This is a genomic window from Bradyrhizobium sp. SOJA106 (genome assembly GCF_059448745.1).
The window spans coordinates 1,338,500-1,353,204 of record NZ_CM182549.1; the positions used below are offsets into that span (position 1 = coordinate 1,338,500).

Annotated in this window: 8 protein-coding genes and 1 pseudogene; 5 read left to right on the forward strand and 4 right to left on the reverse strand. The window is 57.4% G+C overall.

What is annotated here, in order from left to right; genetic code table 11:
- Window positions 1–844: 844 nt before the first annotated feature.
- The 4 genes from AC5V87_RS06235 to dctA form a co-directional block, all read right to left on the reverse strand.
- Entirely contained in the window at window positions 845–1,270 is a 426-nt protein-coding gene (locus AC5V87_RS06235) for a response regulator transcription factor (protein WP_495370294.1), read from the reverse strand.
- A gap of 46 nt (window positions 1,271–1,316) precedes the next feature.
- Entirely contained in the window at window positions 1,317–2,000 is a 684-nt protein-coding gene (locus tag AC5V87_RS06240; protein ID WP_495370295.1) for a response regulator transcription factor, read from the reverse strand.
- Window positions 1,997–4,672, reverse strand: coding sequence for a PAS domain S-box protein (locus AC5V87_RS06245; RefSeq protein ID WP_495370296.1), 2,676 nt, complete (start codon window positions 4,670–4,672; stop codon window positions 1,997–1,999). The genes AC5V87_RS06240 and AC5V87_RS06245 overlap by 4 nt, the downstream gene beginning before the upstream one ends.
- Before the next feature lie 1,087 nt (window positions 4,673–5,759).
- Window positions 5,760–7,070 (reverse strand): C4-dicarboxylate transporter DctA, encoded by a 1,311-nt coding sequence (gene dctA, locus AC5V87_RS06250; protein WP_456840872.1) that lies wholly within the window; start codon window positions 7,068–7,070, stop codon window positions 5,760–5,762.
- Window positions 7,071–8,232: 1,162 nt separating this feature from the next.
- Between dctA and AC5V87_RS06255 the strand changes: the two genes are divergently transcribed.
- The 5 genes and pseudogenes from AC5V87_RS06255 (at window position 8,233) to cybH (ending at window position 14,697) form a co-directional block, all read left to right on the forward strand.
- A complete protein-coding gene (locus AC5V87_RS06255) occupies window positions 8,233–8,922 on the forward strand; it encodes a molybdate ABC transporter permease subunit (RefSeq protein ID WP_495370297.1) in 690 nt (229 codons plus the stop codon).
- 78 nt (window positions 8,923–9,000) lie between these two features.
- Entirely contained in the window at window positions 9,001–10,263 is a 1,263-nt protein-coding gene (locus AC5V87_RS06260) for a serine hydrolase domain-containing protein (RefSeq protein WP_495370298.1), read from the forward strand.
- A gap of 815 nt (window positions 10,264–11,078) precedes the next feature.
- Window positions 11,079–12,179, forward strand: a complete 1,101-nt coding sequence (locus AC5V87_RS06265) for a hydrogenase small subunit (RefSeq protein WP_495371836.1) — start codon at window positions 11,079–11,081, stop codon at window positions 12,177–12,179.
- A 13-nt stretch (window positions 12,180–12,192) separates the two neighbouring features.
- On the forward strand, window positions 12,193–13,983 hold the full coding sequence (locus AC5V87_RS06270) for a nickel-dependent hydrogenase large subunit (protein ID WP_495370299.1): 1,791 nt from the start codon (window positions 12,193–12,195) through the stop codon (window positions 13,981–13,983).
- A gap of 4 nt (window positions 13,984–13,987) precedes the next feature.
- A pseudogene (gene cybH, locus AC5V87_RS06275) lies at window positions 13,988–14,697 on the forward strand (Ni/Fe-hydrogenase, b-type cytochrome subunit).
- The last annotated feature ends 8 nt before the right edge of the window (window positions 14,698–14,705 follow it).

Sequence of the window (14,705 nt, forward strand, 5' to 3'; positions counted from 1 at the left end):
AAGTCCTGCTTGCGTCATCATCGTCAACTGACCAACGCCAAAGGGGGTGAGCGTTACGTTCCTGTCGTTCGAGCGGAACGGGCGATAACAAGTGGAAATTACACACAATTGGGAGATCCAAGTCGCCTCTTCGGTCACCCAGCCTACTATCTGCTTTGCAGGGCCAAATCAGCCTGAAGCTCGGTGCACAAAAGTGGCTCTCTAACTCATTCTCCCCCTTGCCGAAGCCGACCAACAATGCATGCACTTCGAGCCCCGGTGACGATCGCTTAGGATTAGCAGTCCAGTTTGTCGCTTCGGCGCGTAGCAGCGGATCACGCAATCCGGTTGGACCATAGCACCACCGCGACCCTCCCAGCTGCTACGCGTCACCAAATGGATTGTTAAGCGCACATTCCCGCGCAAGGTCGAGGACCTAAAAGACGGTTTTCCCAGGCGAGGCTCCGTTATCATCGTCCTGCGGTCGGGCTGCGGACAGCCAATCTCTTGCTTTGTCGAGCGCTCTCGCGCCAGCTCCACTCTGTAATGGAGTATATAGCCTCGATCCAGACGAGTTAAGAAGGGCTTAGGGTCGTCGATTGCTTTGGGTGAGCATTACGTTGAACGTCGACCTGCAGAATGAATCGAGCTAGCGTGCGCTTCCGGCCCTCGCAGCGATGAGGTTGTTCTGCACCAACGTAGCCGCCCGGCGATAGTCGGTAAAACATGGACAAGCCGACTAATTTGCCACTCGCTCGCGTTTTAGCCCAAGTAGCGTGTTTCACCGCGGAGTGGTTGATCGGTGGCGAGATCGACGCGTGGGGCGTTTAGATCGGAGGTCCGCTCAAGCCGCAGGTTGATTGCATCAGATGCGGTCTCCGCCGTCATACGCGTTTAGTGCGGTGTCGAGGCACTGGATTAACGCTTGGCCGGCAAAGGGTTTGGCGAGGAAGCCAATCGCTCCGGCGCCCAGCGCTGACGCGCGCACGCGGTCGTCGGGGAAAGCCGTAATGAAAATGAATGGTGTGTCGTACCCACGTGTCCGCATCTCTGCCAACAGCTCCAGGCCGCTCATAGCCGACATCTGCACATCGGCAATGACACAGGATGTCTCGTCCAATTGCGGGGACCTCAGGAGTTCCTCGGCCGACGCAAATATCCGGGCGATGTAGCCACGCGATTTCAAAAGATTCTCTGTCGCCGCACGGACTGAGGCGTCGTCGTCAACGACGGAAATCAAAGGCGTGGACAAGACGAGCCCTCCTGAAGGGGGAATAGCGGCTGCAAGCATTAGCCACTTTCGGCGAAAAGTGGGCTCGACCGATGAAGTTGTAAAATCATACTTGGGTTTGTTCAGGACGATTAGCGCCAATTCCCAGCGTCTCAGTCATTCTGATCAACTCGGCCAGCGAGCGTGCACGCATCTTTTTCATTACTTTTCCGCGGTAGATCTTGACCGTAATCTCGGCGAGCCCAAGCTCGGCGGCGACCTGCTTGTTCATCAGGCCGGCAGCGACCAGTTTCATCACCCCCTGCTCCCGGGGGCTTAAGTTCTCAAATAAAGACTGCAGGTTCGCGACCGTCTGCTGAGCCTCCCGTCTTTTGCGATCGCGTTCGGTCGCCGCAACAACGGCATCAAGCAGTTCCTGATCGCGAAACGGTTTGCTGAGAAAATCGACGGCTCCTTCCTTCATGGCTCTGACGGTCATTGGAATGTCGCCATGGCCGGTAATGAAAATGATCGGAATATGTATGTTCAACCTCGCTAGCTCAGTCTGGTAGTCAAGCCCGCTCAAGCCTGGCAGCCGGACATCAAGAACTAGACAGCTAATAACGTCCGGAATTGTGCTCTGCAGCATTTCGCGGGCGGATCCGAATGCAATGACGTCTAACCCTACCGATTTAAAAAGATTGGTAAGCGAGCGACGCATTGAGATATCATCCTCGACGACGAAGACGGTCGCCTTCGTCGAGGCCTCGGGATTGCTGCCTTCATCTGGCGCGTCAAATCGTGCTGTCACGAGACGGCCTCCTTATGCAGCGGCAAGGCAAACTGGAACGTCGCGCCCGGTCCATTTTTGTGGACCATTGACAATCGTCCTCCATGAGCTTCCACGATCGACCGGCAGATCGAAAGACCCATTCCAAGGCCAGTCGATTTGGTGGTGAAGAAGGGATCCAAGACGCGGTCCGCGTCGTTCTCGGCGATGCCGACGCCGCAATCGGTCACGGCAAGGTGGACGTGCCCCACATCGTCCTTCGATGATTGAATCAGCAGTTCGCGCTTCCTGTCTGTAACTGCGTCCATGGCTTCGATTCCGTTCATCACCAGATTGATGATCACCTGTTGAAGCTGAATCCGATCGCCGAGGATCCTAGGTAGTCCTTCCGTCAACTCGGTTCGTAATGTCACTCGGTGGCTCACCAGCTCTCGTGTTACCAGCGCAATGATGTCCTTAACGACCTCATTGATATCGAGCGGCACCATCTCAATCTCGCCTTTCTTCGCGAGCGCGCGAATACGACGGATCACCTCGCTTGCCCGGATTGCGTCTTCGATGATCCACTCCACCGAAGAGCGCGCGGCGGAAAGATCAGGCGCTTCCCGGCCCATCCAACCGAGGCACGCATCCGCGTTGCTGATAATAGCGGCGAGTGGCTGGTTTATTTCGTGGGCGATGGAGGTTGTCAGCTCTCCTAAAGTCGTTACACGCGTCACATGCGCAAGCTCCGACTGCGCCTTTCGTAGTTCTTGTTCGGCTTGATCGGCGCGAATGGTAGCGGTGATGTCGGTGCTGACGCCACGGTAGCCGAGAAACTTGCCCTTTCCATCGAAAAAAGGCTTGCCACTCGTGCGGACATAGATCGGAGAACCTGTCCGATTCACGGTGCGGTAGACGAGATCCCGAAACGGAAGATGGGCCTCCAACGTCGCCCGATGCTGCCGCCACTTCTCGGGTTCCTCTTCGACGTCGCACGCAATGTCCCAGCGAAGCAGGCCCATCAATCCTGTCGCCAAAATTCCCGCAGCGCTGGTGTGCTCGGACAAGCGAGTGACCTGATGATCCGGCCCGGTCTCCCAGAGCCAGTCGGAAGCTGTTTCGGCGTAGTCGCGAAAGCGCTGTTCGCTCTCGCGCAGCGCGGCAAGTGTGTTTTCCAGGCGTTCCCTAGCTGCGTGTTGCTCGGTCACATCCATATGTGTTCCGATCAGCTCGCTGACGTTACCATCGCTGCCGATCACCACGTGCGCAACGGAGTGTATGCGTCTTATCCCGCCATCTGGTAGAAGGATACGAAAATTATATTCGAACCGCCCCTCCTTGTGTTCAATCGCCTGGCGCTGCACCTCCTGTAGCCGCGGCAAGTCCTCCGGATGGATGCGCGATCGAATGGTCTCGATCGATACCGGCTCTTGTGGGCTAAAGCCAAACAGGCGATCGACCTCGGCGGAGCGATATATGAAATCTAGACCGTAGACGTCCCAGGACCAGCTGCCTGTGTGACTGAGATGCTGGGCCTCGGCCAGATAGGCCTCGCTGCGGCGCAGTTGCTGTTCTGCTCGCCTCGCCGCCGTAATATCCGTAGCTGCCCCAACAAACTCGATGTCCCCGGAGGCTGTTCTCGTCGCTCGTGCCTGCGCATGGATGTGCTTTACCGAGCCGTCCGGTAGTAGAAGCCGGTATTCGTGCTCGAAATCGCTCGGGTCTCGCATCGCGCGATCGATAATTTCTTTAACCGAAGCCCTATCATCTGGATGAGTGCGCTCAACGACGAGCTGCGGCCCCGGCGGCACCGTGTCAGGATCTAATTGGAAAATCCGAAACGTTTCCTTGGACCAGAAGGCCTCGCCCGTAGTGGGGTTCCAGCTGAAGCTGCCTGTGTGGCTCAACTCCTGCGCCTGGGCCAAATGTGCTTCGCTCCGCTGCAGAGCAAGTTCGGTCCGCCTTCGTTCCGTGATATCTTCGCAGGCGATAAGGACAATGGGCTGCTCATCGCCCCAGAGCATGGCTTTGGCGTTTTCACGTACCCACAACACCGAGCCGCCCTTCCTGACTTTCTGGACGTCCCACGTGCGCGTTTGTCCGATATCCGCCAGGCACGTCCGAACGCATTCGCGAACGAACGCGCGATCCTCTTCGAGGAATACGTCCAGCACGGATCGACCGATCAGTTCAGCACGAGCATAGCCGAGTTGTGTCGCGCCGAGCGTATTGACGTTGAGGACAGTGCCAGCTTCATCGACCATGAAGTACATGGCCGGATTGTGCTCGAAGATGGCGCGCCACCGTTTCTCGCGATCCTCCAAATCGGCCGCACTCCGCTGAAGCTTGGCCGCAACCACACGCGCAGCCTCTCTTTCCTGGCGGAGCTTTCCGATCAGGTGCGCTCCCACAATCGAGGCAATAAAGAATGCAACAACCACCGGTAGATCTTGGGGGTCATCAATTCGCAGGCTGAACGCCGGCGGCGCAAAGTAGTAAGCGAGAGCAGCGATGGCTACGATGCAAAGTGCGGACGACGCGATGAAGCTGCCCATCAACGAAAACAGCAATACCACTAACAAATAGGCGAACGCCGTCGCGGCGAAATGCGCGTGAAGGTATAAGCAAACCAGTGTTACCACGGCCAGCGTTAAGCTGCCGAAGGTAAACTGAGGGGCTGAACGTTCCAAACTGCTGATCTGGCTACGCATTTTGATACCGTCCGGCCTGTTCTCCGGCGGGAGAGCTATAACATTTTAGGCAAAAATAGGGCAATATCCGGCACCAGCACCCGCTGCCGAGCGCTTCCGAGATCGTTTGTTGGTGCTGAACTGAGCACGCCCGGGAAAAAAATGCATCACAGACATACGTATAGTTGTCCTAAACCTTTCAATATGGCGCACTGACGCCTGCAATCGAAGATTAGATGTCTACTTTCGTGCGCTGCCGATAATTGTGGCCAGGCGCTCGAGGCTGCAGCCGCGGATAACTCCCTCACGCCAGCCACGAGGATAGCGGCTGCAGTTCAGTCAAGACGTTGAGCCGGAACAATCAGGCGCACCTCGCCGAACCGGAAAGAAACACTGACAAGCTGCCGGTCCACTCATCTCGCTGGTACGATCGGTCATGCGGAAGAAAGCGCAATGGTCATGTGCCGAGATACGAGGCGAAGTTTCGCGACTGCTTTGTATGCGCTAGCGCCATCACGCCTAGGTGCGAAGCACTTGTCTCCGAGTGGTTAGCCGAAACGAGCGCGCGCAGCGACGCCGAACCGACACTAGCCGTGCACGAGCTGCCACGGCTCTGTCGAGGTGCCATCTTATCCGCGCTCATCACACCCGTCACGATCTGAGGCGGCAGCGCGGACCGTAACAAGGGACGACGAGTTGCGTCAGCACGATCGCGACCACGTCATTGGTCTGACGAGGCAAGCGCAGTGACCGCGCACATGGCGATTGTCCGGAGCAACGTCTAGAGCCGTCAGGCTGGACACATTCTGTCGCAGTCCTGTTATCTGGCAGCGCAAAATGCCGCAGAAGCGTTCAGATGGCCGGGAGCTTGACGGGGAAAGACGCGCTTAAAAATGACTATAAAAAAGCTCCTACTCTTTTGCTCGGCTGGCATCTTTTTTAGGGCAGCCGCCCGGGGGCGGCGCAGGCAGGGGCTGCGCACTGGAGATCGCGCGAGATAGTTCCGGCTACTGTCAAATCGACTTTGTCGATTCGAACTACGAGAAATATTGCTGCGCTTGCCTTCGACGCGTCTTTGAATGGCGGCGGTTAGGATCCGGGACCTATCTCATCGTGTGTCAATAGTGGTGGACACGTTGGGCTGGTTGAGCCGAGCTTGCAGCGTCGCGTGCTCGAGCTCGTCCTCCCACCAGGATACGAACACGGCGGCGATGCCATTGCCGGTGATGTTAGTAAGGGCGCGCACCTCGCTCATGAACTTGTCGATCGAAAATACGATTGCCATGCCTGGCACCAGCGCTGGATTGACCACCGACAACGTCGCAGCGAGCGTGATGAAGCCCGCGCCGGTGACGCCGCTTGCTCCCTTCGACGTTAGCATTGCCACGAGCAGGATCGTGAGCTGCTGGCCAAAGGTGAGATCGACCCCGAGTGCCTGCGCAATGAACAATGTTGCAAGTGTCATATAGATATTGGTGCCGTCGAGATTGAAGGAGTAGCCAGTTGGCACCACCAGGCCGACCACAGGCTTGGAGCAGCCCAGCCGTTCGAGCTTCTCCATTAATTGCGGCAGCGCGCTTTCAGAGGACGATGTGCCGAGCACGATCAGAATCTCGTCCTTGATATAGACAATGAACTTGAAGATTGAAAAGCCGACGAGGCGCGCGATCAAACCGAGCACCACCACAACAAATAACGCCGCCGTCGCGTAAAACAGCGCGATCAGACCGATCAAATTGCCGAGTGCTGCCGGCCCGAACTTGCCGATAGTGAAGGCCATGGCCGCGAAGGCGCCGATCGGAGCCGCTTTCATGATAATAGCGATCACGCCGAACACCGCGTGCGCGACGTCGTCAATCATGCCTCGCAGTCGCTCCCCACGGTTTCCCAACGCCATCAGTGAAAAGCCGAATAGGATCGCGAACAGGAGAACCTGCAGAACATCGCCGCGGGCGAAGGCGCCGACCACGGTTTCGGGAATGATGTTGAGAAAGAAATCGACGGTCTTCGACGCTTCCGCCTGCTTGACGTAATCGGCGACCGCGCCAGCATCGGGCTTGACCGCAAGGCCATGACCGATTTGAACCAGGTTGCCCATAAGAAGGCCCAACACCAAGGCAAAGCTGGAGACGATCTCGAAATAGACCAGCGCCTTGACGCCGACGCGCCCGACTTTCTTCGCATCCTGAATATGCGCAATACCAGATGTGACGGTGCAGAAAATAATCGGCGCGATCACCATCTTGATGAGCTTGATAAACCCGTCACCGAGCGCCTTGACCCAGTCGTTGGTCGCGACAGACGGCCATAGGCAGCCGACCATGGCGCCAATCAAGATCGCGATCAGCACCTGCACGTAGAGAATCTTATACCAAGCTTGCGACGCGCGTGCGGGCACCGCGGTTGCTATGGTGGTCATGACGCTTCCTTCCCGAATATACTCGCATGCGAGCCACCGCGTCATTGAGAGACGACAGCGTCATACGAGACTCATCATTTTAGCCGTGTCCGATGAAGACGGTTCCGAGAGCCGGTGCGTCGTTCCAAAGGCAGGCGTTTAGTTGCGTTATCCTTTCTCGTTAAGCAAGATATGCACCAGTTGGCCAAAGTGCGCCCGATTAAGCAGTCTCGACCAAACCGTCTGTCTCCGTGCGGTATCGGTTTGATTGCTCGGCTCGCGTTCGCAAGGTCGAACAAAAAGTTGTAGCCAGACGCGTAACTTGGTCGGCTGAGCGCATTAGCGAAGTCCCTTCTCGGGATGGAAATCCGAGCGTGATCGATATGCGACAACTGCTGATGGATGCAACAGTAGATGACATTGGTAAAATTGATAGTTTGGATTGTAATCATCCACGCGATGGAAGCCTGGTTTAGGAGCTCGATTGCGCGGCAATGATCTTGAATCGATGCACTGCCTTATCGCTAGCGGCAAAGCTCGTTCGTGCACGGGGCATTTGCCTCCAGGCCTGTGCTAACGATGCGCATTAGGCAGGTTGATCGAGAAGCGGCCTTCGCTCTCGGCCTCTCAGCGCCTTTTGCAACGTCGCAGAAGCAGCATCACGATGATTACTCAGCTAGTTCGTTCGCGTTGCTTCCAAGGGGGCAGGCTTCCTGCGATCCCCTCCACTGCCGGCCCGGCGAGAGCGGCGTTTGAGTCGCCGACAAACCACATAGGCATCTTTGGCAGCGTCAAATTCTCCCGTTCCGTTGCGCAGCCGTCGCTGTCTGCTCGGGAACAGAGATGCCAGAAATCTGACATAGCGTTAGGTCCACGCCACAGCGACATCGACGTCTATGCGAATTTCTCCCATGTTGCGCATATCGCGCCGCGCAGTTCGCACGCGGCACGGGAATTGCTGATTTCAAACGAGGAGGCGCCGCTGTCAGATGGATGGAGCGGCCCTGTCACAGGAGTGCCGATGAGACTTGCGACGCTGTAAACGATGCGCGTGAATGTGGCGGCCGCCATGAAGTGCGGCGCGACTAAAAGGCGATCCGCACCACATACCTGGGCGAGCTGGACGTGCAGGCGATCACTGGGCCCGTAAGGCGACCTGCTTTTCACTTTTTGGCTGACGCACATGGATGTCTTTTCGGCAGAGATTGCGCAATCCGTTGCGCTCACGATTGAGCTAGCCAGCGTAACGACCGTGATCCTCCTCGTGATTGGTGTGCCCCTCGCTTGGTGGCTAGCGCGCTCAAAGAGTCTTTTGAGCGAGGCGGTGGCGACGATGATCGCGCTGCCGCTAGTGCTACCGCCGACGGCTCTCGGCTTTTGCGTACTCGTGTTGCTCGGCCCAAACGGACCGGGTGGCGTTCTCGCCTCTTTGTGGGGCGAGCGCACGCTCGCTTTTACCTTCGCAGGAATCGTGATCGGCTCGGTCCTATCGGCGCTGCCGTTGGTGGTGCAGCCGATCCGTAACGCCTTTGCTGCGATAGGAGACCACGGGTTGGAAACTACGGGGCGCGTTTCGTCGTTGTACGGCTTCATTACCGCCAGGGGGCCGCTGGCACGATTGGAGTTTGTTAGAGCCGCCGTGGTCGGCTTTTCTCATACGATCGGCACATTCGGCGTCGTGATGATGATCGGCGGCAACATTCCTGGGCGTACCAAGGTTTTGTCAGCCTACGTCGTAGACTTCGTTCAAGCGTCGCGCTGGCGCGAGGCGAGTGTGGTTGCCGGCGGTATGGTGATGTTCGCCTTTGCGGCAATCGTCACCTTAGCCCTAATCGACAGACACTGTGCCAGGAGAGGCGCCGAACCCTCTTAGGTTAGCCGGCTGGACATATCCGATCACGACCGAGCAACAGTATTGCAAGCCGGATGCATCAATCCTTGCGAGGTTACAATGAACAAGCTTATTATCGCCGCGGCGGCTGCTGGGATCGGCTTCAATTCAGTGCACTCCGCGCCTCTGCCCGAAGCGGCGGCCCATGACGTCGGCGTTTCTCAGCAGCGCCTCGCCAAGCTCGACGAGTTCTTCGCTCGCGAAATCGCTAGTAAACGCGTGCCGGGTGCGGTGGTTGCAGTCGCCAGGGACGGCAAGCTGATTCACTACAAGGCATACGGGCAACTCGATCCTGCAAAAGGAAAGTCGATGCGGCTCGACGCGATGTTCGCGCTTGCGTCTATGACCAAACCGATGGTGGCCGTTGCGGGACTTATCCTCATGGAGCAAGGTCGCCTGCCTCTACGGGCCAGGCTTACGGATTACTACCCGGAATTCGCAAACATGAAGGTGGGGGTGCCACAGCATGACGGCTCATTGGAATTTCAAACGCAGAGTTCTCCGATCTACATTCACGACCTCTATCGCCACACATCCGGGCTCACCTATGGCGCGCCTCCCGAAAGCTCAGACCAAGTGGCGCGTCTCTATCCCGATTTCGCCGCTCCGCCACTAAGGGGCGATAAGCAGGCGTTCATCGAAGCCATTACTAAGCTGCCGCTAGCGCACCAACCGGGGACGGAATTCGAATACGGCTTCTCGATCGATGTGCTGGGAGCTGTCGTGGAACAGGTCAGCGAACAGCGATTGGGCGACTATCTTGCCAGAAACCTGTGGAAGCCCATCGAAATGCAGGATGCCACTTTCCATTTGTCTGAATTGCAACGCGAACGCCTCGCTCATCCATTTCCAGCCGACCCGCTTACGGGAAAGCCACAAGATATCGAGCTCCTCGAAAGTTCGACTAAGTTTGACTGCGGGGGGGCTTGCGCATTTGCCACAGTCGGTGACTACGTGCGCTTTGGACAAATGCTGCTCAACGGCGGGGAGCTGGATGGGCAGCGCATTCTCGGTCCGAAGACGGTGCGCCACATGATTTCCGACCACCTCGGGACAGAGATCAAAAATAAGGTCGCCAATGTGGAGGCGCACCGTGCCGGCTTCGGCTTCGGGCTCGGAGTAGCTGTACGCATAAACGAGGGTCTCTCGGCGGTTCCGGGCAATCCAGGTGAGTTCACTTGGACTGGCGCCTACGGGACACAATTTTTCTGCGACCCAAAGGAGCGTCTCGTCGTGGTCGTTGGAACGGCAGCGCCCGGAGAAATCCGGAAGTATTACCGCGAACAAGTTCAATATATCGTCTATGCTGCAATAATCCGATAATCCGCTTTAGGCCGAAAGGCTCGGCCGATCGTTTTCAGGGGTCGGCAGACAGTGCTGCTACTGCGCATCGATGTCGACTGAAGTCGGCGCCGTTACCTGCTATCAGCGTTAGCGCGGATCACGCCATTGCTTCAACAACGGGATCGCCTCCGCTATCGCGAAGAAGCTCTTGCAGGCGGGTTTGGTGTCGCGATAAGCCAAGACGATCGCGAATTGCTATCGATCGGCTCGCGGGACGAGCGCTCCTGTGATGGCTCTGAAAGCCCAAGCTCTCGCTTACGATCCTGCGGCGATGCCGTGCGGCGAGGCGCTTTGAATCACAGGCAGATTGGATCGATCAGACCTAAAAAGCGAGGGCGGTGTTCGCGCCGCGGCTTACCTTCGTCGCTCGAGAGCCCCTTTGGTACGGGCTGCTTGCGCAGTTGCGACTATGAGCGGATTAACGCCCTTGGTCAGCAATCGGCAAGTCTGATTAGCACTGGAGGCAGTTCGGGCCCGTCAACTGACACCAATTCCATTGAACAACCAGCATGACGCGCGAGTGTCGCGGTCGTGCAAACGCGAGCAAGACGTAATCGCCGTGCAGTGGTAAAACATCGCGATGCCGTGTTGAAGTGCTCACATGGACGTCCAAAACCGGACACCATTGGCATGACAGATCAATCGCGCCGCTTGTGGCTCGCTGGCTGCTTTCGACAGTCCGCAAATCCCGAAGCGGTGACATGGTATCTGTTAAGGGTTTCCCTTCGATGGCTTGTTTCTTGCTGAACGTCAGTAATTCGTTACGACCGACGACAACTCACATGGAACGCTTCATGGGTGGTGCAACGGAAACGTTCTACAGCGTGATCAGACGTCAGGGTATGACACGTCGTAGTTTCCACAAATTCTGCAGTTTGACTGCCGCGAGCTTGGGACTTGGTCCACTCGCCGCAAGCAGTATTGCTAACGCCCTGGAGACCAAGCCGCGTTTGCCAGTCATTTGGCTGCACGGGCTCGAGTGTACCTGCTGCTCGGAAAGCTTTATCCGCTCGGCCCATCCCTTGATTAAGGACGCGCTGCTGTCGATGATTTCGCTCGACTATGACGATACGATCATGGCGGCGGCGGGACATCAGGCCGAAGCCATCTTGGAGGAAACTCGTGCAAAGTACAAAGGCAGGTATGTGCTCGCCGTCGAAGGCAATCCACCGCTGAACGAGGGTGGCATGTTCTGCATTGACGGCGGCAAGCCGTTCGTTGAAAAGCTCAGGTCCATGGCGGAAGAGTCCATGGCGATCATCGCTTGGGGCACGTGTGCGTCTTGGGGATGCGTGCAAGCGGCCAAGCCCAATCCGACTGGCGCGGCGCCGATCGATAAGGTGATCACCAACAAGCCGATCATCAAGGTGCCCGGGTGCCCGCCTATCGCAGAGGTCATGACCGGCCTCGTGACTTTCATCACCACGTTCGGAAAGCTTCCGGAGCTCGATCGCCAAGGGCGTCCAAGTATGTTCTATTCCGAGCGCATTCACGACAAGTGCTATCGGCGTTCCCACTTCGACGCTGGCCAATTCGTCGAAGAATGGGACGATAAGTACGCACGCAAGGGCTATTGCCTGTACAAGATGGGCTGCAAGGGGCCAACCACCTACAATGCCTGTTCGGCCCTTCGGTGGAACGGCGGCGTTTCATTTCCGATTCAATCCGGCCACGGCTGTTTTGGCTGCTCCGAAGACGGCTTCTGGGATAAGGGGTCATTTTACGACCGACTCACAACCATCAAGCAGTTCGGGATCGAGGAGAACGCCGACCAGATCGGCATGGCCGCTGCCGGCGTAGTTGGGCTAACCGTCGCTGCCCATGCGGCGGTCACCGCCGTGAAGCGGTTGACCCACAAGTCGGATCCCGCAGCCCACAAAAGCAAACCGAGTTGAGGAGGGGACGACGGTGGCCGTCCAGACACCGAATGGGTTCAATGTTGATCGTTCAGGCAGGCGAATCGTCATCGATCCGCTGACGCGGATCGAAGGCCACCTGCGTGTCGAAGCCAATCTCGATTCCGAGAATGTGATCCGCAATGCGGTCTCGAGCGGAACGATGTGGCGGGGCATCGAAGTCATCCTGCGCGGGCGCGATCCTCGCGACGCCTGGGCGTTCACCGAGCGGATTTGCGGGGTCTGCACCGGCGCCCATGCGCTCACCTCCGTGCGCGCAGTTGAAAATGCACTAGGAATTGCGATTCCGAAGAATGCCAATTCGATCCGCAACATCATGCAGCTGTGCGTGCTCGTGCATGATCACCTCGTACATTTCTATCATCTGCACGCGCTGGATTGGGTCGACGTGGTCTCCGCGCTCAAGGCCGATCCCAAGTCGACCTCGGCGCTCGCGCAGTCTATCTCGCCCTGGCCGCTGTCGTCCCCTGGCTATTTTAAGGATTTGCAGATCCGGCTCACCAAATTCTTCGGATCAGGGCAACTCGGTCCGTTCAAGAATGGCTATTGGGGGCATCCGGCCTACAAGCTGCCACCGGAAGCGAACCTGATGGCTGTAGCGCATTATCTGGAAGCGCTGGACTTCCAGAAGGAGATCGTCAAGATCCAAGCTATCTATGGTGGTAAGAACCCGCATCCGAACTGGCTGGTCGGCGGCGTGCCCTGCGCGATCAACACCGAGGGACCTGGTGCGGTGGGTGCGATCAATATAGAGCGACTGAACATCGTGGCCTCGATCATCGACCGTTCGATCGAGTTTGTCGAGCAGGTCTACCTGCCCGACATTGCCGCGATCTGCTCGTTCTATAGGGACTGGCTCCATGGCGGCGGACTTTCGAGCAAGAGCGTGATGTCCTATGGCGACATCCCCGAAAACGCAAATGACTATTCCGCCAAAAGTTTCAAGCTGCCGCGCGGGGTCATACTTGGTGGCGATCTCAAGGAGATCCTGCCGATCGACCATGGTGATCCCGAGCAGATCCAGGAATTCGTCGCGCATTCATGGTATAAATACCCCAACGATTGCTGTGGACTGCATCCCTGGGACGGTATCACCGAGCCGCGTTTTGAACTTGGGCCAAAACTCAAAGGCAGCAAGACGGATATCGAGGAACTCGACGAAGGCGGCAAGTATTCCTGGATCAAAGCGCCGCGCTGGCGCGGCCACGCAGTGGAGGTCGGGCCGTTGGCGCGATACATCATCGGTTATGCGCAAGGCAAAGCCGAGTTCAAGGAGCCGGCCGAGAGACTACTCAAGGGGCTCAATCTTCCCCTGACTGCGCTGTTCTCGACGCTTGGCCGTACTGCGGCGCGGGCGCTCGAATGCCAATGGGCGGCGCATCAGATGCGTTATTTCCAGGATAAGCTGGTAATCAACATCAAGGCAGGCAATACGGCAACTGCTGATGTCACCAAGTGGAAGCCGGAAAGCTGGCAGAAGGAGGCCAAGGGCTACGGGTTCAGTGAGGCCCCGCGCGGCGCGCTTGGGCACTGGATTAAGATCAAGGACGCCAAGATCGACAATTATCAATGTGTCGTGCCGACGACGTGGAATGGATCTCCTCGCGATCCCAAGGGCAATATTGGCGCCTTTGAAGCCTCCCTGATCGGTACCCCGATGCTCGATCCGCAGCGGCCCCTGGAGATCTTGCGCACGATCCATTCCTTTGATCCGTGCTTGGCTTGCTCGACCCACGTGATGAGTCCTGACGGCCAGGAAATGGCTTCGGTCAGTGTTCGTTAGCGACATGCTTGATAGAGCCCGGAAGCTCCTTGCCAGCGTCGATGCGAAACCCACTGAACGAAGCATCGGCGCTGGCACCGCCTTCGCGCCGGTGCGACTGTGGCATTGGGTTAATGCGGGGGCCATTCTGATGCTGAGTTTAACCGGCTATGTCATGGGAACCGGTACACCCGCGATGTCGGGAGAGCCAAGCGACAATTTCCTGTTCGGCTATATCCGCTTTGCTCATTTCTCGGCGGGATATGTGCTCAGTATCGGCTTTCTTCTGCGGATCTACTGGGCGTTAATCGGAAACGCGCATGCCATGCAGATCTTTTGGTTGCCGCTCTGGCGTAGGTGCTTTTGGCGCGAGGTGTACCACGAGATTCGCTGGTACGCGTTCCTGACAGTTGAGCCCGAGAGGTGGCTCGAGCACAACCGTCTTGCTCAGCTCGCGATGTTTTTCATGTTTACGCAGACGATCACGTTCATGGTCGTCACAGGCTTTGCACTCTATGGGCAAGGTGCCGGTACTGACAGTTGGCAGTACACGTTATTCGCCTGGGTATTTTCAATTTGGCCGAACAGTCAGGACGTCCATACCTGGCATCATCTCGGCCTGTGGGTGATCGTGACCTTTGCGCTGGTCCACATCTACGCGGTGGTCCGGGAAGACTCATGCCGCGCCGGAGCATCGCTTCTGTGATATCGGGTGAGTGCGGGTTTCGCGATTGACTGGGAAG